This window comes from Actinomadura sediminis, from assembly GCF_042675525.1.
GTDB lineage: Bacteria > Actinomycetota > Actinomycetes > Streptosporangiales > Streptosporangiaceae > Spirillospora > Spirillospora sediminis.
The window spans coordinates 1-24844 of the sequence record NZ_JBHTJA010000007.1 but is presented as its reverse complement, the minus strand read 5'-3'; the positions used below and the strand labels follow the sequence as shown (position 1 = coordinate 24844).

22 protein-coding genes are annotated in these 24844 nt (G+C 74.3%); 8 read left to right on the top strand and 14 right to left on the bottom strand.

Going from position 1 to position 24844, the window contains the following annotated elements; genetic code table 11:
* Positions 1 to 91: 91 nt before the first annotated feature.
* From ACFQ11_RS06075 to ACFQ11_RS06060, 4 genes are all read right to left on the bottom strand, one after another.
* Positions 92 to 2182 carry a 3-hydroxyacyl-CoA dehydrogenase NAD-binding domain-containing protein gene (locus tag ACFQ11_RS06075; RefSeq protein ID WP_378296861.1) on the bottom strand — a complete coding sequence of 697 codons (2091 nt, stop codon included), beginning with the start codon at positions 2180 to 2182 and terminating at the stop codon, positions 92 to 94.
* The gene (locus tag ACFQ11_RS06070) at positions 2179 to 3381 is read right to left on the bottom strand and encodes a thiolase family protein (RefSeq protein ID WP_378296860.1); all 1203 of its coding nucleotides are present in this window, start codon (positions 3379 to 3381) and stop codon (positions 2179 to 2181) included. The genes ACFQ11_RS06075 and ACFQ11_RS06070 overlap by 4 nt, the downstream gene beginning before the upstream one ends.
* Positions 3382 to 3431: 50 nt before the next feature.
* Entirely contained in the window at positions 3432 to 3839 is a 408-nt protein-coding gene (locus ACFQ11_RS06065; protein ID WP_378296859.1) for a hypothetical protein, read from the bottom strand.
* 189 nt (positions 3840 to 4028) lie between these two features.
* On the bottom strand, positions 4029 to 4976 hold the full coding sequence (locus ACFQ11_RS06060) for an aminoglycoside phosphotransferase family protein (RefSeq protein ID WP_378296858.1): 948 nt from the start codon (positions 4974 to 4976) through the stop codon (positions 4029 to 4031).
* A gap of 202 nt (positions 4977 to 5178) precedes the next feature.
* Here ACFQ11_RS06060 and ACFQ11_RS06055 point away from each other — a divergent pair, with 202 nt between their 5' ends.
* Positions 5179 to 5541: a hypothetical protein gene (locus ACFQ11_RS06055; protein ID WP_378296857.1), complete on the top strand. Its 363-nt coding sequence runs from the start codon at positions 5179 to 5181 to the stop codon at positions 5539 to 5541.
* A 36-nt stretch (positions 5542 to 5577) separates the two neighbouring features.
* Here ACFQ11_RS06055 and ACFQ11_RS06050 read toward each other — a convergent pair whose 3' ends face one another.
* The 3 genes from ACFQ11_RS06050 to ACFQ11_RS06040 all read right to left on the bottom strand — a co-directional run bounded on the left by ACFQ11_RS06050 (position 5578) and on the right by ACFQ11_RS06040 (position 7934).
* Complete coding sequence (locus ACFQ11_RS06050; RefSeq protein ID WP_378296856.1) at positions 5578 to 7017, bottom strand: ribonuclease D; 1440 nt, start codon at positions 7015 to 7017, stop codon at positions 5578 to 5580.
* Between the two features lie 19 nt (positions 7018 to 7036).
* Positions 7037 to 7603 (bottom strand): DUF3000 domain-containing protein, encoded by a 567-nt coding sequence (locus ACFQ11_RS06045; protein WP_378296855.1) that lies wholly within the window; start codon positions 7601 to 7603, stop codon positions 7037 to 7039.
* 136 nt (positions 7604 to 7739) lie between these two features.
* Complete coding sequence (locus ACFQ11_RS06040) at positions 7740 to 7934, bottom strand: hypothetical protein (RefSeq protein ID WP_378296853.1); 195 nt, start codon at positions 7932 to 7934, stop codon at positions 7740 to 7742.
* Positions 7935 to 8180: 246 nt separating this feature from the next.
* Between ACFQ11_RS06040 and hemE the strand changes: the two genes are divergently transcribed.
* On the top strand, positions 8181 to 9197 hold the full coding sequence (gene hemE, locus ACFQ11_RS06035; RefSeq protein WP_378296978.1) for a uroporphyrinogen decarboxylase: 1017 nt from the start codon (positions 8181 to 8183) through the stop codon (positions 9195 to 9197).
* Between the two features lie 12 nt (positions 9198 to 9209).
* Here the strand turns inward: hemE and ACFQ11_RS06030 are convergent, their stop codons facing one another.
* The gene (locus ACFQ11_RS06030) at positions 9210 to 10229 is read right to left on the bottom strand and encodes a DUF4349 domain-containing protein (protein ID WP_378296852.1); all 1020 of its coding nucleotides are present in this window, start codon (positions 10227 to 10229) and stop codon (positions 9210 to 9212) included.
* A gap of 364 nt (positions 10230 to 10593) precedes the next feature.
* On the opposite strand from ACFQ11_RS06030, the gene hemG reads away from it, so the two are divergent.
* Positions 10594 to 12012 carry a protoporphyrinogen oxidase gene (gene hemG / locus ACFQ11_RS06025; RefSeq protein ID WP_378296851.1) on the top strand — a complete coding sequence of 473 codons (1419 nt, stop codon included), beginning with the start codon at positions 10594 to 10596 and terminating at the stop codon, positions 12010 to 12012.
* Positions 12009 to 12707: a hydrogen peroxide-dependent heme synthase gene (hemQ, locus tag ACFQ11_RS06020; protein WP_378296850.1), complete on the top strand. Its 699-nt coding sequence runs from the start codon at positions 12009 to 12011 to the stop codon at positions 12705 to 12707. The genes hemG and hemQ overlap by 4 nt, the downstream gene beginning before the upstream one ends.
* Before the next feature lie 7 nt (positions 12708 to 12714).
* Here hemQ and ACFQ11_RS06015 read toward each other — a convergent pair whose 3' ends face one another.
* Positions 12715 to 13473, bottom strand: coding sequence for a TIGR04222 domain-containing membrane protein (locus ACFQ11_RS06015; RefSeq protein ID WP_378296977.1), 759 nt, complete (start codon positions 13471 to 13473; stop codon positions 12715 to 12717).
* Entirely contained in the window at positions 13431 to 13832 is a 402-nt protein-coding gene (gene msrB / locus ACFQ11_RS06010) for a peptide-methionine (R)-S-oxide reductase MsrB (protein ID WP_378296849.1), read from the bottom strand. Before msrB ends, ACFQ11_RS06015 begins: the two co-directional genes overlap by 43 nt.
* A 60-nt stretch (positions 13833 to 13892) precedes the next feature.
* Between msrB and ACFQ11_RS06005 the strand changes: the two genes are divergently transcribed.
* Complete coding sequence (locus ACFQ11_RS06005) at positions 13893 to 14975, top strand: DNA polymerase domain-containing protein (RefSeq protein WP_378296847.1); 1083 nt, start codon at positions 13893 to 13895, stop codon at positions 14973 to 14975.
* A 61-nt stretch (positions 14976 to 15036) separates the two neighbouring features.
* Here ACFQ11_RS06005 and ACFQ11_RS06000 read toward each other — a convergent pair whose 3' ends face one another.
* Entirely contained in the window at positions 15037 to 17001 is a 1965-nt protein-coding gene (locus ACFQ11_RS06000) for a Xaa-Pro dipeptidyl-peptidase (RefSeq protein ID WP_378296846.1), read from the bottom strand.
* A gap of 183 nt (positions 17002 to 17184) precedes the next feature.
* Between ACFQ11_RS06000 and ACFQ11_RS05995 the strand changes: the two genes are divergently transcribed.
* On the top strand, positions 17185 to 17373 hold the full coding sequence (locus tag ACFQ11_RS05995; RefSeq protein WP_378296844.1) for a DUF4236 domain-containing protein: 189 nt from the start codon (positions 17185 to 17187) through the stop codon (positions 17371 to 17373).
* Positions 17374 to 17499: 126 nt separating this feature from the next.
* Here ACFQ11_RS05995 and leuA read toward each other — a convergent pair whose 3' ends face one another.
* Complete coding sequence (gene leuA / locus ACFQ11_RS05990; RefSeq protein WP_378296976.1) at positions 17500 to 19185, bottom strand: 2-isopropylmalate synthase; 1686 nt, start codon at positions 19183 to 19185, stop codon at positions 17500 to 17502.
* Between the two features lie 286 nt (positions 19186 to 19471).
* Between leuA and ACFQ11_RS05985 the strand changes: the two genes are divergently transcribed.
* Complete coding sequence (locus tag ACFQ11_RS05985; protein WP_378296843.1) at positions 19472 to 20179, top strand: FadR/GntR family transcriptional regulator; 708 nt, start codon at positions 19472 to 19474, stop codon at positions 20177 to 20179.
* 6 nt (positions 20180 to 20185) lie between these two features.
* On the opposite strand, the gene ACFQ11_RS05980 is transcribed toward ACFQ11_RS05985, so the two are convergent.
* Positions 20186 to 22576, bottom strand: a complete 2391-nt coding sequence (locus tag ACFQ11_RS05980) for a HelD family protein (protein WP_378296841.1) — start codon at positions 22574 to 22576, stop codon at positions 20186 to 20188.
* Positions 22577 to 22785: 209 nt separating this feature from the next.
* Here ACFQ11_RS05980 and ACFQ11_RS05975 point away from each other — a divergent pair, with 209 nt between their 5' ends.
* Complete coding sequence (locus ACFQ11_RS05975) at positions 22786 to 24465, top strand: alkaline phosphatase D family protein (RefSeq protein ID WP_378296840.1); 1680 nt, start codon at positions 22786 to 22788, stop codon at positions 24463 to 24465.
* Positions 24466 to 24531: 66 nt separating this feature from the next.
* On the opposite strand, the gene ACFQ11_RS05970 is transcribed toward ACFQ11_RS05975, so the two are convergent.
* The coding region (locus ACFQ11_RS05970) for an alpha/beta fold hydrolase (protein ID WP_378296839.1) at positions 24532 to 24844 on the bottom strand (313 nt) is incomplete at its 5' end.

Sequence of the window (24844 nt, the reverse complement as noted above, 5' to 3'; positions counted from 1 at the left end):
CCCCGAAACGTGTTCGGGACGCCTCTTCCCGTGATTTCCCGCGATCCGTCGCGTCCCCGGCCCCACCGGGACGGGACGCGCGGGAGCCCGGTCAGCCGGGCAGCGAGGCCACGCCCGGCTCGAGGAACCGGCGCCCGGTGACCCGCTCGGAGACGCCCGCGCGGTCGAGGTACGGGGTGATGCCGCCGAGGTGGAACGGCCAGCCCGCGCCGAGGATCATGCACAGGTCGATGTCCTCGGGCGCCGCGACGACCCCCTCGTCCAGCATGATCCGGATCTCGTCGGCCAGCGCGTCCAGCGCCCGCGCGAGGACCTGCTCCTCGGTGGACGGCGACGTGCCGCCCGCGAAGATCTCCACGACCTCGGGGTCGAGCGTGAAGTCCGGCCGGTACACGCCGGACTTGCCGGCCGCGACCATCTTCGCGAGGTTGTCCGAGAGCGGGAAGCGGTCCGGGAACGCGGCGTGCAGCGTCTCGTTGACGTGCAGCGCGATCGCCGGGCCGACGAGCCCCATCAGGACGAACGGCGGCATCGGCAGCCCGAGCGGCGCGGCGGCCCGCTCGGCCACCTCGATCGGGGTGCCCTCGTCCACCGCCCGGACGATCTCGGCGAGCAGCCGCAGCAGGACGCGGTTGACCACGAACGCCGGGGCGTCCTTCACCAGCACGCACGACTTCTTCAGCTGCTTGCCGGTCGCGAACGCGGTGGCGAGCGCCGCGTCGTCCGTCCGGTCGCCCCGGACGATCTCCAGCAGCGGCAGCACGGCGACCGGGTTGAAGAAGTGGAAGCCGACGACCCGCTCCGGGTGCTTCAGCTTCGACGCCATCTCCGTCACCGACAGCGACGAGGTGTTGGTCGCGAGCACGCACTCGGGGGACACGTGGTCCTCCAGCTCGGCGAACACCTTCTGCTTGACCGACATCTCCTCGAACACCGCCTCGATGACGAAGTCGGCGTCGGCGAAGGCGTCCTTGGTGAGCGACCCGGTGATCAGCGACTTGAGGCGGTTCGCCTTGTCGGGGGAGACGCGGCCCTTGCCGAGCAGCTTGTCGATCTCCCCGTGCGCGTACCCGACGCCCTTGTCCAGGCGGCCCTGGTCGAGGTCGGTCAGCACGACCGGGACCTCCAGGCGGCGCGCGAACAGCAGCGCGAGCTGCGAGGCCATCAGCCCGGCGCCGACCACGCCGACCTTCGTGACCGTGCGGGCGAGCGACTTGTCCGGCGCCCCGGCGGGCCGCTTCGCGCGCTTCTGCGTCAGATCGAACGCGTACAGCCCGGCGCGCAGCTCGTCGCTCATGATGAGGTCGGCGAGCGCCTCGTCCTCGGCGGCGAAGCCCTCGTCGCGCGTCCGGTCCTTGGCGGCGGCGACCAGGTCGAGCGCCCGGGTGAACGACGGGGCCGCGCCGTGCAGCTTGCCCTCGAGGTTCCAGCGGGCGCCCGCGATCGCGTCGTCCCACGCCTTGCCCGTGTCGACCGCGGGCCGCTCGACGACGACGTCGCCGTTCAGCACCCGGGCCGTCCAGGCCAGCGACTCCTCCAGGAAGTCGGCCGAGTCGAAGATCGCGTCCGCGATGCCCAGCTCGAACGCCTGCTTCGCCTTGAGCATCCGGTTCTGCGCGAGCGGGTTGTCGATGACGACCTTGAGCGCGTTCTCCGCGCCGATCAGGTTCGGCAGCAGGTACGTGCCGCCCCAGCCCGGCACCAGGCCGAGGAACGCCTCGGGCAGCGCGAACGCCGGGACGCCCGCCGAGATCGTCCGGTACGTGCAGTGCAGGCCGATCTCGACGCCGCCGCCCATCGCCGCGCCGTTGTAGTAGGCGAACGAGGGCACGTCCAGCTCGCCGAGCCGCCGGAACACGTCGTGGCCGAGCTTGCCGATCGCCAGCGCGTCCTCGCGGCTCCCGATGAGCGGGACGCCCTTGAGGTCGGCGCCGACCGCGAAGATGAACGGCTTGCCGGTGACGCCGACGGCCGCGATGTCGTCCCGTGCCGCGACCGCGTCGATGGCCGCGTCCAGCTCGGCGAGGCCGTTCGGGCCGAACGTGTTCGGCTTGGTGTGGTCGTGCCCGTTGTCGAGCGTGATCAGCGCGAGGGTGCCCGCGCCGTGCGGGAGCGTCACGTCGCGGACGCGCGCGTGCGTGACGACCTCGTCCTTGAAGATGTCCTTGATGTTCGCGCTCACTTGGCGCCCTCCCAACCGGCGTTCTCCCAGAGGACGGTTCCGCCCATGCCCATGCCCACGCACATCGTCGTCAGCCCGTAGCGGACGTCCGTGCGCTCCTCGAAGAGCCGCGCGAGCTGGTTCATCAGCCGGACGCCGGACGACGCCAGCGGGTGGCCGAGGGCGATCGCGCCGCCCCACGGGTTCACCCGCGGGTCGTCGTCGGCGATCTTGAAGTGCTCCAGGAACGCGAGCACCTGCACGGCGAACGCCTCGTTGATCTCGATGAGGCCGATGTCGTCCATGGTCATCGAGTTGCGGGCCAGCAGCCGCTCGGTCGCCGGCACGGGCCCGACGCCCATCACCTCGGGCTCCACGCCCGCGAACGAGAAGTCGACCAGCCGCATCCGCGGCGTCAGGCCCAGCTCCCGGGCGACGTCCTCGGCGGCCAGCAGGCACGCGGTCGCGCCGTCGTTCAGCCCGGCCGCGTTGCCCGCCGTCACGTTGCCGTGCACGCGGAACGGCGTCTTCAGCCCGGCGAGGCTCTCCAGCGTGGTGCCGGGGCGCGGCGGCTCGTCCGCCGTCGCCAGTCCCCAGCCGTGCTCCGCCGACCGGACGGCCGTCGGCACCAGGTCGGGCTGGATCTTCCCGGCCTCGTACGCCGCGGCGACCTTCCGCTGGCTGCGCACCGCGTAGGCGTCCGCGCGCTCCTTGGTGATCTGCGGGTACCGGTCGTGCAGGTTCTCCGCGGTCGAGCCCATCACCAGGGCGGACGGGTCGACGAGCTTGTCGGCGAGGAACCGCGGGTTCGGGTCGACGCCCTCGCCCATCGGGTGCCGGCCCATGTGCTCGACGCCGCCCGCGATCACGACGTCGTAGGAGCCGAACGAGATGCCCGCGCCGGACGTCGTCACGGCGGTCATCGCGCCCGCGCACATCCGGTCGATGGCGTAACCCGGGACGCTCTTGGGCAGCCCGGCCAGCACGGCGGCGGACCGCCCGATGGTCAGGCCCTGGTCGCCGGTCTGGGTGGTGGCGGCGATCGCGACCTCGTCCACCCGCTCCGGCGGCAGGGACGGGTTGCGGCGCAGCAGCTCGCGGATCGCGCGGACGACCAGGTCGTCCGCCCGGGTCTCCGCGTACAGGCCCTTGGGGCCGGCCTTGCCGAACGGCGTGCGTACGCCGTCGACGAACACGACGTCGCGTGCGGTACGAGGCACGGGTGCGTCCTCCCTGGTCTGGGCTCGGTGGTCGCACCCAATGCTACTCGTCAGTAACTACTGATCCGGGTGGCCGGCGCCGGGGCCGCCGGCGCCCGCTCCCGGGCGTCCAGCGCCGCCAGCACCCCGGCCGCCAGCACGGCCCCGAGCACGATGCCGATCACTATCACCTGGAGACGTATCCGCAGGACGAGCCCTTGACACTCGTCCCGCACCCGCTCCCGCAACCACCCCCGCAGCGCGCCCGGCGGCGGCACCTCCGCCGCGTCCCGCAGCGCCAGCAGCACCGACCGGACGGCCAGGACCGCCCGCTCGTGGTCGCCGAGCAGCTCCTCGGCGTACGCGATCAGCTCCGGTCCGTGGAGGTCGTAGACGCGGCCGACCGCCCCGGGCCGCCGCGCGCGCAGCGCCCGCACCAGCCGCGCGTCCTCCACCGGATGACTCGTATGCATGGACACGCCCGGATTATCGGCACCCGGACGCCCCCACCGGTGCGCCCCAGCGCACACGCCGACCACCCCGGTTTGTCAACGGGGTGACAACGCGGGCGGCCACGGGTGCGCACACCTACTCGTCCACCCACAACACCGCCCCACCCTCACGTCGCGGACGCCGTCGGCGGCCGAAGAGCTCATCCGCCGCCCGCCTCAGCGCCCTCGGAACGCCGCCTCGGGGCCGGTGAGCGACTCGGCCAGGCGGTCCGCGTATTCCGTGAGCCGCTCCAGCCACGGGCCGCCGCGAGAGATCCCGAAGCCGTGGCGGCGGCCGTGGAACGCCGCCTGGACGGCGTGGAGCTGCGCCCAGCGCCGGACGCGATCCCGATCGAGCTCCGCGGCCTCGGCGAAGACGTCCAGGAACCGGCGCACGGCCCGGTGGGGATCGTCCGCCCCCAGCAGCGCCAGCGCGCGCGCCTTGAGCAGCGTGCCGCCGTCGTAGGCCGGGTCGCCCACGACGCCCTTGGGATCGACGGCCAGCCACGGCTCCCGCTCGGCGCGCAGGATGTTCCCCGCGTGCAGATCGCCGTGGACGATCGTCTCCGGCTGGTCGCGCGCCAGCTCCCGGACGGTCGCGACCGCGGCGTCCACGACCGCGCGCGGCATCGTGTGCGGCAGCTCCGCGGCGTCCACGCGGAGCCGGGCCGCCCACTCCTCCGCCCGGTCGCGCAGCCGCGGCAGGCCGGGCCGCGCCGGGACGGCCAGCCGCCGCGCGAGCCGCCCCGCGACCGCCGCGACCTCGTCGCCGTCCTCGACCTCCGCGAGCGTCGACGCCCGGGCCCGTTCGAGCAGCATCGCGAACCGTCCGTCGTCGCGTGCGCGCAGTAGCACCGCGCCCCGGCCGCCCCACGCCGCGAGCGCGTCCGGCTCGTGCACGTTGCCGGGGTGGGGGAAGGACACCTTCAGCACCCCGGTCCCCGCGGGCCGCTTCACAGGGACGATCACCGCGACGCGCCCGTGCGTCACCGCGCCGTCCGGCACGCAGTCCCAGCTCTCCAGCAGCTCCCCGACGATCCCGGGCAGGTCGGCGAGCCACGCCGCCCCGACCGGCCCCTCCCGTTCGACCGTGCCCCGCGCGAAAACGTCCGGTACCTCGATCATCCGAGCACCCTACGCGGCTCCGGTCGTCACGTGGCCGCCGTCTGGGCAGGTCGCTTCGGCGGGAAGGGCGCCTCCCGGGCGGGACGAGCGCCGAGGGCGCGGCGGGGGCGTGGCGACGGTGGTGCTGGCCACGTCGTGACGAGTCGGGGCATGATTGGATCTCTGACGACGTCCCGCCCCCGGGGGAGGTGTCCCGACAGCCATGCCCGTGCCAGGCCCCCTTCGCAAGACCTGCCGCGACTTCCTGGGAATCGACGGGGAGATCCGCTACATCTTCCCCGCGCAGAGTTACGGCGGCGGCGCCGGTTTCATCTTCGTGATCACCGACGACCGCATCTCGGTGATCACCACGGGCGCGCTGAGCCGCACCAAGCCGAAGAGCGTGTGGGGCGGCTACCCGCGCGGGACCCGGATCGGGCCCGTCGAGACGGGCAACGGCGCGTCGTTCGTGTTCGCCGGGGGCCAGTTCGAGATCGACGACGAGTACATCGCCGTCATCAACGCGGCCGACGCCGAGATCTTCGACCGCGACAGCCTGCCCCGCGACCCCCTCCCCGACCTGTAGCGGCCCCTCCCGGCGGACGGGAGGGGCCCGGCCGGCCTACACGTCGCCTTTGGTCTCCAGGCGCAGGAACGCGCGCGCGATCGGCTGCGCGGTGAGCGCCGCCTGCCAGCGGCGCGCCCCCAGCCGCCGCAGCTCCGCGCCGATCACCGACGCGGACGGCTCGTCCGGCGGCGTCCACGCCAGGCGCCGGACGATGTCGGGCTGCAGCAGGTTCTCCGCCGGCATCGAGTGCTCCTCGGCGAGCGCGGCGACGACGGCGCGCGCGGCGGTGAGCCGCTTCGCGGCCTCGGGGTCGCGGTCGGCCCAGCGGTGCGCGGGCGGGGGGCCCTCGCCGGGGACGCTCGCGGCGGGCAGCCGCCGGTCGGGCAGCTCCCGGGCGCGCGTCACGGCGCGCAGCCACGCCGACTGGTGCCGCCGGGCGGCGCGGCCCCGCATCGTCGGGAGGGCCTGCAGGTCGGCGAGCGTCTGCGGGGCCTGCTGCGCGAGCTCCACGATGGCGGCGTCCTGCAGCACCCGGCCGGGGGACAGGTCCCGCTCCCGGGCGATCTTGTCGCGCATCTCCCACACGGACCGGACGATCGCGAGCGCGCGCCGGTTGCGGATCCGGTGGATCCCCGACGTGCGCCGCCACGGGTCGGCGCGCGGCGGCTTCGGCGGCGTCGCGAGGATCGCCTCGAACTCCTCCAGCGCCCACTCGAGCTTCCCGGCCGCCGCGAGCTCGTCGTGCAGGGCGTCGCGCAGCTCGACGAGCAGCTCGACGTCCAGTGCCGCGTAGCGCAGCCAGTCCTCGGGGAGGGGGCGGCTGGACCAGTCGGCCGCCGAGTACCCCTTCTCCAACTGGAAGCCGAGCACGTTCTCGACCATCGAGCCGAGCCCGACCCGCGGGTAGCCGAGCAGGCGCCCCGCCAGCTCGGTGTCGAACAGCCGCCGGGGGACGAGCCCGACCCCGGCGAGGCACGGCAGGTCCTGGTTGGCGGCGTGCAGGACGATCTCGGCGTCGGCGAGCGCCGCGTCCAGCCCGGACAGGTCGGGGCAGGCGACCGGGTCGATCAGTGCGGTGCCCGCCCCGGCCCGCCGCAGCTGGACCAGGTAGGCGCGCTGCCCGTACCGGTAGCCGGACGCGCGTTCCGCGTCCACCGCGACCGGGCCGTGCCCGGCGGCGAACGCGGCGATGACGCGTTCCAGCGCGGCGGCGTCCGCGACGACGGGCGGCACGCCCTCCCGCGGCTCCAGCAGCGGGACGGCCGCCGGCCGGTCTTCGGGGGTCCCGTTCGACGCGCCGCCCGCGCCCGTCCCGGCACCGGACGTTCCGGCGGACGCGTCGATGGCGGGCGGGTCGCCCCCGGTGGGGTCTGGAACGCTCCCGGCCGCCTCCCGCGCGCCGGAACCCCCTTCGGGGCCGGTGGCGCGCGTCTCGGACATTCCCACGATTCCCGTGTTCTCCCCCGCCGCCTCGGTTTCGGACGCTGTGCTCACGCCCCCTACCGTACGTCGCTCAGCCGCGTCCGCCGCCGGGCCCGCCCGGCAGCGCGGCGACTCCGGTGGGCGGCAGGCCCGCCGTGGTGCACATCACCTCGATCCACGCGGCGACGTGACCGGCGACGTCCTCGCCGGTCGGGGACCACGAGGCGCGCAGTTCCAGTTCGGTGGTGGACGGCTCGCCCCGCTTGTCGCCGAAGCTCTCGGAGACCGCACGGGTGACCGTCCCGGACACGCCCGCGTAGCCGGCGGGTTCGAGCGCCTCGAGCAGCCAGTCCCACGCGACGGAACCGATCAGCTCGTCCGCGGCGATGTCGGGCTCGAGGTCGGCGCGGATGTAGGCGACGACGCGGAACCCGTTCGTCCACCCGTCCTGGCCCGCCGGGTCGTACAGCACGATCAGCCGCCCGGTGGCGACCTCGGTGTCGTCGTCGCGGTAGATGCTGCCGGACAGCGCCGCCGCGTACGGCGCGAGCCGCTGCGGGGCCGGCATGTCCTCCAGGTCCAGTTCGGGGCGGACGGCCGGGCCCTCGAGGATCTCGCGGAACGTGTCGAGGACCCGCTCGAATGCGGGCGGCGTCATGGGCGCACCGGCCGGGGCGTGCGGGCGGGGCTCGGGCCGGTGCCGCAGGGGCGGGCGGCCGCCGCGTGCGGCGGCGGGCGCAGATGGAGGGGGAACAGGCACAGCACAGGTTGTTTCGTTTCGGGGGCCGGGCCGTTCAGGCCACGGCCCGCGTGGAGGCGCCGCCGGACGCGCGGGCGGTGCGGCGGGCGGACGGGCGGGAGGGGAAGGCGCCGCGCACCGGATCGGGGGCCGGGTCGGGGCCGACCAGGACGGCCGAGCCGCAGTCGACGCAGGCGCGCTCCGGGCAATCGGGACCGTGCCCGTCGGGGCACGGCGGCTGCTCGAACATACGTTCATCACCGCAGGTGGAGCAGTACAAGGGGGAACCTCCCTCACCTATGACACGGGTCACGTTGGCACGAGCCGCCGACAGAATGCGGGACTTCGCTCGGCGTGTCCGGAACTTCATGCGCGCCCGGCGTGCGCGCGGCGCCGCGCCGGGACTCTACGCGGTCCGCCGGAGTGCGGGGTCGGTGCGTGACCGCGCGGGTTTCGTGGGACCATCTCAGACGTGGTTGCCAACGAGAGCCCGTTCCTGCGGGCCTGCCGCCGCCTGCCCGTCCCGCACACGCCCGTGTGGTTCATGCGGCAGGCGGGACGGTCGCTGCCCGAGTACCTGCGGCTGCGCGAGGGCGTGCCGATGCTGGAGTCCTGCACCCGGCCGGAGATGATCGTCGAGATCACGATGCAGCCCGTGCGCCGGTACGCCGTGGACGCCGCGATCTTCTTCAGCGACATCATGGTGCCGCTCAAGGCGATCGGCGTCGACCTCGACATCAAGCCCGGCGTCGGCCCCGTGATCGCCGAGCCGATCCGGGACGCGGCGGGCCTCGACGCGCTCCGCCCGCTCGAACCGGACGACGTCCCGTACGTGACCGAGGCCGTCGAGGGACTCGTCGGCGAGCTGGGCGGCACGCCGCTGATCGGTTTCGCGGGCGGCCCGTTCACGCTCGCCTCGTACCTGATCGAGGGCGGCCCGTCCAAGAACCACGAGCGCACCAAGGCCATGATGTACGGCGAGCCCGAGCTGTGGTCCGCGCTCATGGAGCGGCTCTCCGACCTCACGATCGAGTTCCTGAGGCTCCAGGTCGCCGCCGGCGCGGGCGCCGTGCAGCTGTTCGACTCCTGGGTCGGCGCGGTCGCCGCGCAGGACTACCGCGCGTCGGTGCTGCCGCACACCCGCCGGATCTTCGCGGCGGTCGAGCCGCTCGGCGTCCCGCGCATCCACTTCGGCGTCGGCACCGGCGAGCTGCTCGGCCCGATGGGCGAGGCGGGCGCGGACGTCGTCGGCGTCGACTGGCGGGTGCCGCTGGACGAGGCCGTCGGCCGCGTCGAGCCCGGCAAGGCCCTGCAGGGCAACCTCGACCCCGCGATCCTGTTCGCCCCGTGGGAGACGATCGAGGAGCGCGCGCTCGACGTCCTCGCCCGCGGCCGCACGGCGGAGGGGCACATCTTCAACCTCGGGCACGGCGTGCCGCCGTCCGCCGACCCCGACGTGCTGGCCCGCCTCGCGGACCTGGTCCACGAGGCGAGCGCGGAGCGCACGTCCTGACGTCCGGCCGGGTCAGGGCTTCGGCCCCGTGCCGCCCGTGCCGTCGGGCGGCGCAGTCCCGGACGGCCCCGGCGGCGGGGCGCCCGGACCGGTCGCGCCGCCCGCCGCGGGCGCGAGACGTCCGCGCGGGTTCGTCCACCCCCGGAACCGCGCGCGCAGCCGGTGCCGGAGCAGGAAGACCGGGACGCCCAGCACCGCGAGCGCGGCCAGGAACGGCAGCAGCCAGCCGACCACGACGGCGACACCGCCGGCGAACGTGCTGAACGCGTCCCAGCCGTCCCGGAGGCCGCCGAGGAAGCCGCCCGTCTCCTCGGGCTCCTTCACCGGCTCCGCCTTGCCGACGAGGGTGACGGTGAGCGTCGCGTGGCCGATGCTCTCCTGCAGGGCCTTGTGCCGGGCCTGGAGCGCCTCCAGGTCCGACTCCCGCTCGGAGAGCTCGTCCTCGAGCTTCATGATCTCGTCGAGGGACTCGGCCCGCTCCAGCAGCTTGCGGAACGACGCGAGCGCGGCCTCCGCCGACCGGACGCGGCTCGCCACGTCGGCGACCTCGGCCGTGACGTCCTCCGTCTCCTGCGTCAGCGACAGCTTCTCGCCCAGCTCCGAGCCGAGCCGCGCCAGCAGGTCCGGGTAGCGGTCGGCGGGGATCCGGAGCACGATCTCGGCGCGCGGCGGGCTGCTGGTCGCCGACTCCCGCCCGACGTAGCCGCCCGCCGCCGCGGTGAGCTGCTTGGCCCGCCCCGCGGCCTTCTCCACGTCGTCCGCGCGCACCGTGAGCTCGGACGTGTAGATGACGGCGCGGGACGCGGACGGCGGCTTCGCGTCCGAACCGCGCGCGTCCGAACCCTGTGCGTCCGAACCGCGTGCGCCCTGCCCGCCGTCCTCCGCGCCCTTGCGGGCGCCCGGCTCCTCCCGCTGGGCGGCGCCGCCCTGCCGGGCCTCCTCGCCGCGGGCCGCGGCGGGCGCGTCGCTCTCCGCCCCGTCGCCCCCGGCCGAGCAGCCGGCGAGCAGCCCGGCCAGGAGTAGGATGACCAACACGAATGTCGCTTGCCTGACGCTTCTGGCGATCCGCATGCGGCTTGGACGGAGTGGCGCAGATCACCGTTCCGCGCGGCGAATCGCGATACGAGCACGAACCGGGTACGCGCGGGTCACGGCCGGCGCCCCCGCGCGGGCCGGCCGTGGCCGCTGTCGTCCGGCGGGCCGTCCCACCGGCCCGCCGATCCTCACCGGCCCCGGCGTCCACAGGCCCGGCCGGGGGCGCCGAAGATCCATGGATGCCAGTATTCACTGGCGCGGTCGCGTGTTCTTGTCATCCACGGCACAAAATCGGTCCGCAGGGGGGCCGCAGCGGGCGCCCCGGTGCGCGATCCGGCGGGGCATCTGGGAAGGTGGAGGCATGTCCACGTCCCATGCCGTCGTCATCGGAGGCGGCATCGCGGGCCTCGCCGCAGCACGCCTCCTCGCCCGCGCGGGCGTCCGGACGACCGTGCTCGAGGGCTCCCCCCGGATCGGCGGCAAGCTGCACGTCAGCGAGATCGCCGGGATCCCGGTCGACGAGGGCGCCGAGTCGATGCTGGCGCGCCGCCCCGAGGGGCTCGACCTCGTCCGCGACCTCGGCCGCGCGGACGACCTCGTGCACCCGGGCACCACGTCCTCGGGCATCCGCAGCCGCGGCGCGCTCCGCCCCATCCCGTCCGGCCAGGTGATGGGGGTCCCCTCCGACCTGAAGGCGCTCGCCGCCGCCCAGGTGCTGTCCCCGGCCGGGCTGGCCCGCGTGCCCCTCGACCGCGTGCTGCCCGAGACGCCGCTCGGCACCGACGTGTCCGTCGCCGGCTACATCGGCGCCCGCGTCGGCGGGGAGGTCGTCGACCGGCTCGTCGAGCCGCTGCTCGGCGGCGTCTACGCGGGCCGCGCCGAGCTGCTGTCGTTCGAGGCGACGATGCCGGCCGTCGCCGCCGCCGCCCGCTCCCACCGGTCGCTGATCGACGCGGTGCGCAGCGTCCGCGACGCCGCCCCGAAGGACCCCGGCCCCGTCTTCGCCACCCTCCCCGGCGGCCTCGGCACGCTGCCCGGGCTGGTCGCCGACGACCTGGCCGCCGCCGGCGGGACCGTCCGCACCGGCGCGATGGTCCGCGAACTGCGGCGCCGCCCGGACGGCTGGCGCCTCACGGTCGGGCCCGCCCGGGCGCCCGAGACGCTGGACGCCGACGCCGTGATCGTCGCGATCCCGGCCGCGCCCGCGTCCCGCCTGCTGGAGCCCGACGTGCCCGCCGCCGCGAGCACGCTCGCCGGCATCGAGTACGCGAGCATGGCCATCGTCACGCTCGCCTACCCCGTCACCGCGTTCCCCGAGTTCCCGGCGGGCAGCGGCTACCTCGTCCCGGCCGTGGAGAACGCGCACGGGGTGAAGGCCGTGACGTTCAGCTCCGTAAAATGGCCCCATCTGCGCGACCGCGATCCGGGCCTCGTCGCCGTGCGGTGCTCCCTCGGCCGGTTCGGCGAGGAGCACACCCTGCAGCGGACCGACGAGGAGCTGATCGCGGCGGCGACGGCGGAGCTCGCCGCGACCTGCGGCGCCTCCGACGTGCCCGCCGCCGCCCGGGTGACCCGCTGGGGCGGCGGCCTCCCGCAGTACAACGTCGGCCACGCCGACCGCGTGGCCCGGGTCCGCGCGGCGGTCGCCGCGCAGCCGGGACTGGCCGTCGCGGGCGCGGCCTACGACGGCCTCGGCGTCCCCGCGTGCCTCGCCACGGCGCGCGCGGCGGCCGACCGGGTCCTGGACCACCTGCGCAGTCGAGAAGGAGCAGCGACATGACCGAGTCCGCGGCGAAGCCGAAGGCACGCGACCTGAACAAGCAGATCCGCTACACCATGTGGTCGGTCTTCCGGGTGGCGCGCCCGGGCGAGATCGGCGAGAAGGACGCCGCCGAGGTGCAGGACCTCCTGGACCAGGCCGGCCGGAAGGACGTGACGACCCGCGGCCTCTACGACGTCGCCGGGCTCCGCGCCGACGCCGACTACATGTTCTGGTGGCACGCGCCGAGCTCCGACGACCTCCAGGAGGTCTACAGCCGGTTCCGCCGCACCTCCATGGGGCGCGCGAGCGAGCCCGTCTGGTCGCAGATGGCGCTGCACCGCCCCGCGGAGTTCAACAAGAGCCACATCCCCGCGTTCCTCGCCGACGAGGAGCCGCGCGCGTACGTGTGCGTGTACCCGTTCGTCCGGTCCTACGAGTGGTACCTGCTGCCGGACGAGGAGCGCCGCGGGATGCTCGCCGAGCACGGCAGGATGGCCCGCGACTACCCGGACGTCCGCGCGAACACGGTGTCGGCGTTCGCGCTCGGCGACTTCGAGTGGATGCTCGCCTTCGAGGCCGACGAACTGCACCGGATCGTCGACCTCATGCGGCACCTGCGCGGCGCGAAGGCCCGCCTGCACACGCGCGAGGAGATCCCGTTCTACACGGGCCGCCGCAAGCCCCTGGGCGAGCTGATCGCGTCCCTCCCGTAGGGGACCGTCAATAGCCGCCGCCGCCGAAGTCGCCGCCGCCGAAGTCGCCGCCGCCGAAGTCGCCGCCGTCGCCGTACCGCCGGTCGGCCGCGTCCGAGCCGGAGCCGTCGCCCCACCCTCTCGCGCGGAACGCCCGGCGCGAGAGGCACCCCCGCCTCGGCGCCGGATTCCGGAGGACCTCGCGCATCTTCGCGTCCGCGATCGCGGACGGGCCCCGCGCGGCGAGCCGGGCGACGTCCGGGGACGTCCCGTCGGGCGGGAAGCCGGGCAGGACGCCCCGCCGCGCGGCGTCCAGGACGGCCCGGCCCTCGCGTGTCGGCCGGAGGCGGCGCAGGACGCCCGCGCCGAGCAGCCCGCCGTCGATCAGCGCGTCGCAGACGTCCCAGACCGCGTCGGCCGCGGCGGCGTAGACGAGCAGGTCGGCCAGCGGAGTCCCGGCGGGCCGCACCTCCTTCAGCACCGCCGCCCGCACCGGTTCGGGCACCGGGTCGTCGGAGTCGTCCAGGGCCGCGTCCACGCGGCGGGTCACCCGGGACACCCGCACGCGCCCCCGCTCGTACAGCGCGAGCAGCGCCGTCTGCACCACCCGCTCCGCGCCGCCGGACAGGAACGCGATCTCGTAGGGATCGGGCATGACAACCCCCTCAGGGCGCGCCGTCGCCTCTTGGACGCACGGCCCGCGCCGGAGGTTGCCGGGAACCCGCCCGGCGGCGCCCGCCGGCGTTACTCGGCGGGCTCGAGGGTCAGCGAGATCGAGTTGATGCAGTAGCGGTCGTCGGTCGGGGTGTCATAGCCCTCCCCGTGGAACACGTGCCCGAGGTGCGAGTCGCACGCGGCGCACCGCACCTCGGTCCGGACCATGCCGAGGGACCGGTCCTCGCGCAGGACGACCGCGTCCGAGTCGGCCGGCGCGAAGAACGACGGCCAGCCGCAGTGGCTCTCGAACTTGGTCTCCGAACGGAACAGCTCGGTGCCGCAGGCGCGGCAGCGGTAGACGCCGACGGTCTTGGTGTCGGTGTACTCGCCGGTGAACGGCTTCTCGGTGCCCGCCTCGCGGAGCACGTGGTACTCCTCCGGCGACAGCTCGGCCCGCCACTCGTCCTCGCTCTTGCGGATCTTCTCCATGCCCTCGAACGTACCCGGCGCCTCCGGGGGAATGTCGCAGCGCTGGGTTAACGTGCACCTATGGCCTCGCCCTTCATCGAGATCCCGGTCGGGGATCGGCTCGTCAAGGTGTCCAATCCCGACAAGCCGTACTTCCCGGAGCACGGCTACACCAAGCGGCAACTGGTGGAGTACTACCTGGCCGTGGGGGAGGGGATCCTGCGCGCCACCCGCGACCGGCCGACGACGCTGGAACGCTGGCCCGCCGGGGTGTTCGAGGGCGCCAAGATGGCCACCCGCGAGGACTACGCGCGCGGGCAGGCCGGCATGGGCGCGGGCAAGTCCGACGCGTTCTACCAGAAGCGCATCCCCAAGGGCGCGCCCGACTGGGTGCCCACCGCCCGCATCAAGTTCCCCAGCGGCCGGTACGCCGACGAGGTGTGCCCGTCCGAGGTCGCCGTGATCGCCTGGGCCGCCAACCTCGGCACGCTGACGTTCCACCCCTGGCCCGTCCGCAAGGGCGACGTCGACCACCCCGACGAGCTGCGCATCGACCTCGACCCGCAGCCGGGCACCGGCTTCGCCGACGCCGTGCGGGTCGCGCTCGGCCCCGCCCGCGACCTGCTCGGCGAACTCGGCTACACCGGCTACGTCAAGACGTCCGGGAAGGCCGGCGTGCACATCTACGTGCGGATCGAGCCGCGCTGGACGTTCACCGAGGTGCGGCGGGCCGCGCTCGCGTTCGGCCGCGAGGTCGAACGGCGCGCCCCGGCCGAGGTCACGACCCGCTGGTGGAAGGAGGAACGCGGCGAGCAGATCTTCATCGACTTCAACCAGAACGCCCGCGACCGCACGATCGCCTCCGCCTACAGCGTCCGTCCCGCCCCGCACGCGCCCGTCTCGGCGCCCGTCACCTGGGACGAGCTCGCCGACGTCGACCCGCGCGACCTCACCATCGCGACGATGCCCGGCCGGTTCGCGAAGGTCGGCGACCTGCACGCCGCCATCGACGACGCCGCGTTCTCGCTGGAGCCGCTGCTCGAGATGGCCGACCGCGACGAGAACGACCACGGCCTCGGCGACATGCCGTACCCGCCGAACTATCCGAAGATGCCCGGCGAGCCCAAGCGCGTCCAGCCCAGCAAGGACACCGGCAACAAGTGAGGCCGCCGCCCCCCGGCCGGGGGAGCGGCGGCCCCGCTCTACGCGGTGAAGAGGCCGTCCGTCAGTGGAACCGGCGCTCCTGCACCGGCAGGTCCACCTCGGCCGGGCCGCGCCACGCCGACCTCGGCCGCGGGACGACCAGGTTCGCCGGGGCGTCCTCGTCCATCTCCACCACCGGGAACCGGACCGAGCTGGACGCCAGGTCCACGGTCACCGTCGCGCCCGTGGGCGTCTCGGTGTTGTAGTCGGCGTCCGTCCCGGCCAGGATCAGCCCCAGCCGGTGCCCCGTCTTCAGGACGTACTCCTGGCTCAGCGTCTCCCACCGGATGTCCTCGAACTCGCCCGGCTTCAGCGGCTTGGGGTTCTTCAGCGAGTCGTCGTTCTGCACGTCCAGCCAGCCGCGCGCGATCACGTTCACCGGCGACGTCGTCGTGGTCACCCGCGTCTCCCGGTAGCAGGCGTCGTCGAACGCGGTGCTCGCGCCGTGGCAGCTCTCGGTGCCGAGCGTCTCGATGCCCGAGCCGGGACCGAGGTGGTCGACGCGCTCGGCCGTCCCGTAGTCGACGAGCAGCGCCGTGACGTTCGCGGTCGGCTCGTCGAGCTTGACGCGCAGCCGGACGTCCGGGGTGCCCGACAGCCGCCCGGTGTCCGGCAGCGGCCCCGACACGAACGCCGCCCGGTACGGCCGGTCGGCCGTCGGGTCCTCGACCATCGCGCCCTCGGAGTACCCGTCGCCCCGGGGGCCCGCCGCGTCGGTGAACGTCGCGGTGTCGCCCTTCGGCGTCCGCTGCTGCGCGAGCGTCCCGTCCGCGCGGGGCCGCAGGATCACCGTCTCCGCGTCCCGCGACGGCCAGTGCTCCTGCGTGACCCACTCGTCCGGCCCGACCTCGATGTCGGCGCGCGGCTCGTCCATGATCCCGTTGTCGATCCCGTGCAGCTCGTGGTCGAACCAGCGGTGCAGCGTCCGCACCCACTCGTCCCGGCGGAAGTCGAACGGGTCGACGTGGCCGCGCTGCGTGAGCCACACCTTCCGCTTCACGTTGTGCTGCGCGAGCTCCTCCCACCACAGCGAGAAGTGGTCGCTCTTGACATTGAGGTCGTTCACGCCATGCACCGCGAACACGCTCGCGCGCACCTTGCTCGCCCGCGCGATCGTCCCGTGCCGGTAGTCGGTCGTCTTCCAGTACGCGTTGTAGTTCCCGGTCGCGTCGTCCTCGCCCTCGTCGAGGTCGGCGTTCACGGCGGCGCACTTCTCCGGCGGGTCGGTGTCGACGTAGCCCGCGAGCCACGGCTGCTCGTCCGTCCAGTACTTCACGCCGTTCATCCGGCTGTAGTTGTACCAGCCGCTGATCGCCATGATCGGGACGATCGTCTCCAGCCCCTCGACGCCCGTCGCCGCGACCCCGTTCGCGAGGGTCCCGTCGTACGACTTGCCGATCATCGCGGTGCTGCCGGTCGTCCACTCGGCCTCGACCGGGGTGCCGTCCGCGCGGAACGCCTTCGCGCGCCCGTTCAGCCAGTCGACGACCGCCTTGCCGCCCAGCACGTCCGACGGCCCGCCGCTCACCGGGCAGCCGTCGGACCGGGTCGTCCCGACCATGTCCACGGCCAGGAACGCGTACCCGCGGGGGACGAAGTAGTTGTCGTAGTACAGCGGGAACTTCAGCGGGTTCCCGTTCTCGTCGTACGACTTGCGCTCGCCCTCGTTGCCGCGTCCCGCGTTGTCGTAGTACGGGCTCTCGTCGATGATCACCGGGACCTTGAGCCCGCGCTCGGTCTCCGCCGGCCGGACGATGTCGACGTTCACGCGATCGAGTTCGCCGTCGCGGTCGCTGTCCACCTCCGACTGCACGTACACGTGCTCGCGGACGGCGTCCTCGTACGAGAAGACGGGCTGCGTCACGCCGTCCTTCACCACGATCTCGGGCGCCGTCCGGGCGAGCGCCGTCCCGCCGCCCGCGACGAGCGCCGCCCCGGCCAGCACGGCGATCGCGGCCGTCCGCCGGTTCAGGGGTCTCCTGGCCAACCCGACCTCCCGTTGGTAATGAATGATCTCCACCGGAGCACACGTTCCCGAACGGGCGGTGTGGGGGTAAAGGGCGGCGCTCTGCTAACTCTCCGCGTTTTTGGTCATGTCCTGCCCTTGTGCGACGGCCGTCCGATGCGGGAGCCGAGGTGCAGGCCCGCCTGAAGCGGGAAACCAGCCGGTATGGGACTGCATTACCGAAAATCGATCCGACTGGGACCCTTCCGGCTCAACCTGTCGAGACACGGGATCGGCCACAGCGTCGGCGCCCGCGGCGCCCGCTACACCCGTTCCGCACGCGGCGGCCGTTACCTGACCGTCCGCATCCCCGGAACCGGCCTCTCCTGGCGCCGCCCCCTCCGCCGCCGCTGACAAACCCCGCCCCGCCGCCGATCAGCCCGGCACCGGCACGGCCCCGGGCTTCCTTCATGGGGCGGAAGCGTACGGCGTTGCCGCGGGGCGAGGCGGCGTTCTCCTTGGAAGTGCGGACGAGTGGCGTCATGTGGTCTTTGCTCGGTTGACGGCGGACAGGACGGCTTGGACCGAGGCGGCCAGGACGGACGTGTCGCGGCCGGCGCCCCAGCGGACGACGCCGTCGACGCGGCACTCGGCGTAGGCGACGGCGGGGGAGCCGCCGCCGGACGCGGCCGCGCCGGTCGAGTGCTCGGCGAAGCGGAGGACGTCGACCCGCACCCCGGCGGCGGCCAGCGCGCCGGTGAGCGCGTCGATCGGGCCGTTGCCGGTGCCCGTGTGCTCGCCGGTGACGCCGTCCACGGTGACGGTGCCGGTGAAGTCGTGCCGGGCCGGGCCGGTGTGCGCGGTGCGCCAGCCGGTGACGGCGACCGGGCCCGGACGGTCGAGGTACTCGGCGCGGAACAGGTCCCACAACTGGTCGGCGGTCACCTCCTCGCCGCTGCCGTCCGTGGCCCGCTGGACCACGCGGGAGAACTCGATCTGCAGGCGGCGCGGCAGGTCGAGGCCGTACCCGGTGCGCAGCAGGTAGGCGATGCCGCCCTTGCCCGACTGGCTGTTCACCCGGATGACGGCCTCGTAGCCGCGGCCCACGTCGGCGGGGTCGATCGGCAGGTACGGGACGTCCCAGGGCGCGCGTTCGGGCGGGACGCCCAGGTCGGCGGCGCGCTTCGCGTGGTGCGCCATGCCCTTCGCGATCGCGTCCTGGTGCGTGCCCGAGAACGCGGTGTAGACGAGGTCGCCGCCGTAGGGGTGGCGCTCGTGGACGGGCAGGCGGTTGCAGTGCTCGACGGTCCGGCGTATCTCGTCGATGTCGGAGAGGTCGAGGCAGGGGTCGACGCCCTGGGCGTGCAGGTTCAGCGCGAGGGTGACGAGGTCGACGTTGCCGGTGCGCTCGCCGTTGCCGAACAGGCAGCCCTCGACGCGCTGGGCGCCCGCGAGCATCGCCAGTTCGGCGCACGCCACACCGGTCCCGCGGTCGTTGTGCGGGTGGACGGAGAGGATGACGGCGTCGCGGCGCGCCACGTTCCGGTGCATGTACTCGATCTGGTCGGCGTACACGTTCGGGGTCGCGATCTCGACGGTCGCGGGCAGGTTCAGCACGACCGGACGGTCGGGGGCGGCGTCCCACAGGTCCGTGACGGCGTCGCAGACCTCGAGGGCGAAGTCGGGCTCGGTGAGGTTGAACGTCTCGGGGGAGAACTCGAACCGGACGCCGGGGCCCGCGCGGCGCGCGACGTCCGCCGCGCCGTCGAGGATCAGCCGGCGCACGCCGTCCCGGTCCTCGCGCAGCACGACGTCGCGCCAGGCGGGGCCCGTCGCGGTGTACAGGTGGACGACGGCGCGGGGGAGGCCCTCGATGGACGCGAACGTCCGCTCGATGAGGTCGCGGCGCGCGGGCGTGAACACGACGGGCGTGACGTCGTCCGGGACGCCGGTCCCGGCGAGCCGGCGGACGAACGCGAAGTCGGTGGCGCTCGCGGACGGGTAGCCGACCTCGATCTCCTTGAATCCCATGGCGACGAACAGGTCGAACATGCGGGCCTTGCGGCCGGGGTCCATGGGTTCGGCGAGGGCCTGGTTGCCGTCGCGCAGGTCGACCGGCACCCACAGGGGCGGCGCCTCGAGGCGGCGGGACGGCCACGTGCGCTCGACGTCCGGGACGGGCGAGGGGTCGCGGTCGTGGACGGACCGGTACCGGTGCGACGGCATCGCGCCGCCGCGCTGCGGGTTCCAGAACGGCGCGCCGGCGGGCACGGGGTCGCCGGGCGTCCGGAGTGTCGGGAAGGCGTGGGTCACGGGAAGTCTCCTGGTGTCGCCGGTCGGACGACCGGCAGCACCGGACCCCGCGGCGGGGTGCCGGTCGGATCAGGCCCCGCCGCGGCCGCCGAGAAGAAGGGCCCGCCACGCCATGCCGGGCACTCTATCCACACCTCAGGTCCTCAGACAAGTTGTCGCCGCGCTACCGTGGTCCGGTCTCCGACCCGGAAGGATCCGCATGCCGCTCGGCCCGCTCCGTCCCAGCCCGCTCGTCGAGCAGGCCGCGCAGCGGCTGCGCGGGCAGATCGCGGACGGGACGTGGCCGGTCGGCACCCGGCTCCCCGGCGAGACGACGCTCGCCAGGGAGCTGGGCGTGGGCCGGTCGACCGTGCGGGAGGCGCTGCGCGCCCTCGCCGGCGCGGGGCTGGTGCAGGCACGGCAGGGCGCGGGCGTGTTCGTCCTCGCCACCGAACCCGACGAGGACTGGCGTGCCCGGCTGCGGCGCGCGTCCGTCGCCGACGTCTACGAGGTCCGGGAGATGATCGAGGGCCGCGCCACCGAGCTGGCCGCGCTCCGCCGCACCGACGCCGACCTCGAGGCCATCGAGCGGGCCCTCGCCGCGCGCGACGCCGCCCGGCCCGGGACGGACGCCGCGGCCCCGGCGGTCGAGGCGTTCATCGACGCCGACATCGCGCTGCACGCCGCGATCGTCCGGGCCGCGCACAACCCGGTCCTCGCCGACCTGTTCGCCGAGTTCGTCCCGGTCCTCCGGGAGGGCCTGCTGGACCTGGCCGCCCTGGTGGACGTGCGCCGCCACGACCTCGACCACGGACGGGACGCGCACGCCGCCCTGGTCGCGGCCGTGCGCGACCGCGACCCGGCGGCGGCCGCCCGCGTCATCGCCGCCGAACTGGAGCAGACCCTGGCGGGCCTGCGCCGCCGCTGACCCCGGTCACGCGAGGGACGACAGGACGGGCGGGAGGTCGCCCGCGTGGACGACCGTGAGGCGGCGGGTCGCGCGGGTGAGGGCGACGTACAGGTCTTGCCCGCCCTTCGGGGACCCGGCGAGGATCCCCGCCGGGTCGACGAGGACCACCGCGTCGAACTCCAGGCCCTTCGCCTCCTCGGTGGTCAGCACGACGACGGGGGAGTCGAGGGCCTCCGGGGTCGCGCCGGCTGCGGCGCCGGGGAGGACGGCCCGGACGTCGGCGTGCCGCGCGTCCGACACGATCACCGCGAGGCGGCCCTCGCCGATCGCGTCCAGTTCGCCTTCGACCAGGCCGGGCAGTTCGGGCACCGGGAGTTCGACGGCGCGGGGCGGCGCCTCGTCGTCGCGCACGGACTCGGGCGGCGTCTGCCCCGGATCGACGGCCGCGAGGACCTCCGCCGCGACCCGCATGATCGAGGCCGGGGTCCGGTAGTTCACCATGAGGCGCTGCTCCCGCCACCGGCCGGGCACGTACGGGTCGAGCATCTGCCCCCACGACGCGGCCCCGGCGGCGTTGCCCGTCTGCGCGATGTCGCCGACGACGGTGAGGGAGCGGGTCGGGACGCGCCGCATGATCGTCCGCCACGCCATCGCCGACAGCTCCTGCGCCTCGTCCACGATGACGTGCCCGTACGCCCATTCGCGGTCGGCCATCGCGCGCTGGGCGGTGGTGCGCGGCGGGCCGTCGTCGTGGTGGCGCCCGGCGAGCCCGGCGGCGTCGATCACGTCGGCGGCGTTCAGCAGGCCGGAGGCGTTCTGCGTCTGCAGGACCTCGCGGGCGTACTGCTCCTCCTGCGCGCGGGCCGCGTCGGCGGCGCGGGCGCGGGCCCGGTCGGCGGTGTCGTCGACGCCGAGCCATTCGGCGGCCTCGTCCAGCAGCGGGACGTCCGACACCGTCCACTCGGCGGAGGACGGGCGGTGCAGCAGCGCGGCCTCGTCCGGCCGCAGGCCCGCGCGGGCGCCGAGGCGGGCGAGGCCGTCCGGGTCGGCGAACAGCTCGGACAGGAGCCGCTGGGGCGTCAGCTCCGGCCACAGCGCGTCGATCGCCGACCGGACGGACGGGTCGAGCCACAGCGCCTCCTTCGCCAGGCGGAGGTCGGCCTCGTCCAGCAGCGGCTCGTCCTCGGCCTCCTCCATCAGCTCGCGGAGCCACTTCGGCAGTCCGCCCTCGCGCGCCATCTGTTCCAGCGGCTCGTCGACCATCTGGTCGTACTGCTCGGCCCGGTTCAGCGCGAGCGCCTCCAGCAGGTCGTGGACGAACCGGCGCCGCTGCACGTTGTGGGGCACGCGCAGCGCGCGCGCACGGTCGCGGGCGCGCGCGCAGTCCGCGGCGGAAACCTTCAGCGTCATGCCGTCGGCCTCGACCTCGAGGCCGTCCTCCGGGGCGCGCTGGCGGTCCCGGACGGCCTCCGCGACGAGGTCGGCCATGCGGGGATCGCCCTTCACCACGGCGACGTCCGGCGCGTCGGCCGCGGTCGCGCGCGTCCCCGGGAACAGCTCGCCGACCGTGGCGAGGACGACGTCGGTCTCGCCGAGTCCCGGGAGGACCTGCTCGATGTAGCGCAGGAACGTCGCGTTCGGGCCGACCACCAGGACGCCGCGGCGTTCGAGCACGTCGCGGTGGGTGTAGAGCAGGAACGCGGCGCGGTGCAGCGCCGCGACGGTCTTGCCGGTGCCGGGCCCGCCCTGCACGACGAGCACGCCCTGCAGGCCCGCGCGGATCACCTCGTCCTGCTCCTGCTGGATGGTGGCGACGACGTCGCTCATCCGGCCCGTCCGGCCCTTGCGCAGCGTCGCCAGCAGCGCGGCCTCCCCGACGAGCGTGCGGCGCTCCGACTCCGCGAGCCCGTCGAGGTCGAACACCTCGTCGTCCAGCCGGACGACCTCGCGGTGCCGCAGGTGCAGGTGGCGGCGGCGCGCGAGGGTGCCGGGCGCCCCGGACGTCGCGGTGTAGAACGGGCGGGCGGCGGCGGCGCGCCAGTCGATCAGCAGCGGCTCGTGGTCCTCGTCACGCAGCCCGATCCGGCCGATGTAGAAGGTGTCGCCGGTGCCGTCGCCGTCGGCGCGGTGGTCGATCCGGCCGAAGCACAGCGCGTCCTCGACGCCGGCCAGCCGCGCCAGCCGGCGGGCGGCCTCGTCGGTGGCGACGGCGCTCTCCACCCGCGCCTGGAAAGCGCTCCCGCCGCCCGCCGCCGGGCCCTCGCGCAGCGCGGCCTCGGCCTTGGCGCGCTCGGCGTCGAGCCGGCCGTACAGGCGGGTGACGTACTCCTGCTCGGCGCGGACGGCCTCGCGCCGCGCCGCGTCCCCGTCGGTGGTCCCGGCGGATTTGACAACGCTCGATTGACGGTGCCCCATGTGTTAGGTACACTCCTATGTGTAGGGTTGGGATTTCTGTGTCCGCACGTAACCCATTACCTTAGCATCTCTGCGCCCCCATTGCGGATGATCTTCCGAAAAGATCACCTTTGTTGCGCGGTGCGTCACCTTCCCGGTGCTCTTCCGTCACCGACCTTCGCGAGGCTGACCGGCGATCGATGCCGGATTCCTCCGAAAGGTCGCTCTCCATGGCCGACGCGCCCCAGCTCGACCGGCGTTCCTTCCTCGTCACCACCGGACTCGCGGTCGGCACCGCCGCCGCCGTCTCCGCGCTCCCCGGTACCGCCCACGCCGCGCCGCGCGCCCGCCGCCTGGCCGGCGACCCGTTCACCCTCGGCGTCGCGTCCGGCGACCCCGAGCCCGACGGGTTCGTCCTGTGGACCCGGCTCGCCCTCGACCCCCTCGCCGAGGACGGACTCGGCGGCATGCCGAACCGCGACGTCGAGGTCCGGTGGGAGGTCGCGCGGGACGAGCGGTTCCGCAAGGTCGAGCGGCGCGGCACGGCCGTCGCGCGTCCCGAGAACGCCCACTCCGTCCACGTCGAGCTGAACGGGCTGCGGCACGGCCGCGACTACTGGTACCGGTTCCGCGCGGGCGACCACTTCTCCCCGGTCGGGCGGACGGTCACCGCGCCCCGCCCCGACTCGTTCGGCCCCGCCCTCGCCATGGCGTTCGTCTCGTGCAGCCAGTACGAGCACGGTTACTTCACGGCATACCGGCGGCTCGCGGAGGAGCACCCCGACCTGATCCTGCACCTCGGCGACTACCAGTACGAGTACAAGCCGAACCACTACACGATCCCGGGCGGGAACGTCCGCGACCACCAGGGCCCCGAGACCGTCACGCTCGCGAACTACCGGCAGCGGCACGCCCAGTACAAGGCCGACCCCGACCTGCAGGCCGCGCACGCCGCCGCGCCCTGGCTCGTCGTGTTCGACGACCACGAGGTCGAGAACAACTGGGCCGACGACGTCCCCGAGGCGGGCTCCGACACGCCCGACCCGGCCGACTTCCGCCGCCGCCGCGTCGCCGCGTTCAAGGCGTACTACGAGAACATGCCGCTGCGCCGCCGCTCCATCCCGAACGGCCCGGACATCCAGATCTACCGGCGCGTCCGCTGGGGCAAGCTCGCCAACTTCCACATGCTCGACACCCGCCAGTTCCGCGACGACCAGGGCTGCGGCGACGGCTACAAGGACTGCCCCGCCGCCACCGACCCCAAGCGCTCCATCACCGGCGACGAGCAGGAGAAGTGGCTGCTCGACGGCTTCGACGCGTCCCGCGCCCGCTGGGACGTCATCGGCCAGCAGGTCTTCTTCGCGCAGCGCGACAACAACGCCGGCCCCGCGAAGATCACCTCCATGGACGGCTGGGACGGCTACGTCGCGTCCCGCAGGCGCATCACCGAGGGCTGGATCGACCGGAAGGTCCGCAACCCCGTCGTCCTCACCGGCGACGTGCACGCGCACTGGGCGAGCGACCTCAAGCTCGACTACGACGACCCGGACTCGCCGACCGTCGGCTCCGAGCTCGTCGCGACGTCCATCACCAGCGGCGGCGACGGCCGCGACTCGAACCCGGCCGACCACCCGTTCCTGCAGATCAACCCGCACCTGCGCTTCTACAACAACCAGCGCGGCTACGTGCTCACGAAGATCGACAAGCACGAGATGCGGGCCGACTTCAAGACGCTCCCGACCGTCCGCGACCATGAGGCGCAGGCGTCCACCAAGGCCACGTTCGTCATCGAGGACGAGGTGCCGGGCGTCCGGCAGACCTATCTGCGGCCCTTCAACGCCCCCAAGATGTCCGTCAAGTCCGACCACGACCTGATCCAGGAGACCATCCGGAACGAGACCGTGCGCTGACGCCCGGTCTCCCGCCGGACCCCCTGGACGCCGCGCACCGCGCCCAGGGGGTCCGGCCGGTCGTCCTCAACGGGCCGGGACGGCCGCCGCCGCGGCCCCCGCGATCGCGGCGGCCACCTCGCCGGGGTGGGTGAGCTGCGGGTGGTGCCCGGCCCCGGGAACGATCGTCACCGGGACGTCCGGCGCGCCGGCCCCGAGCGGATCGGACTCCCCGGCGACGAGCCGCAGCGGCACTGGGCAGGACGCCGCCAGCGACCGCAGCGCGGCCCGTTCGGACGGACGCTGCGCGCGGGCGAGCCACCGCGCGGTGCGCCGTGCGACGCCCGGGCGCCGGAGCTGCGCGGCCGCGTCCTCGAGCGCCCGCCGCGCCGGGCCGTCC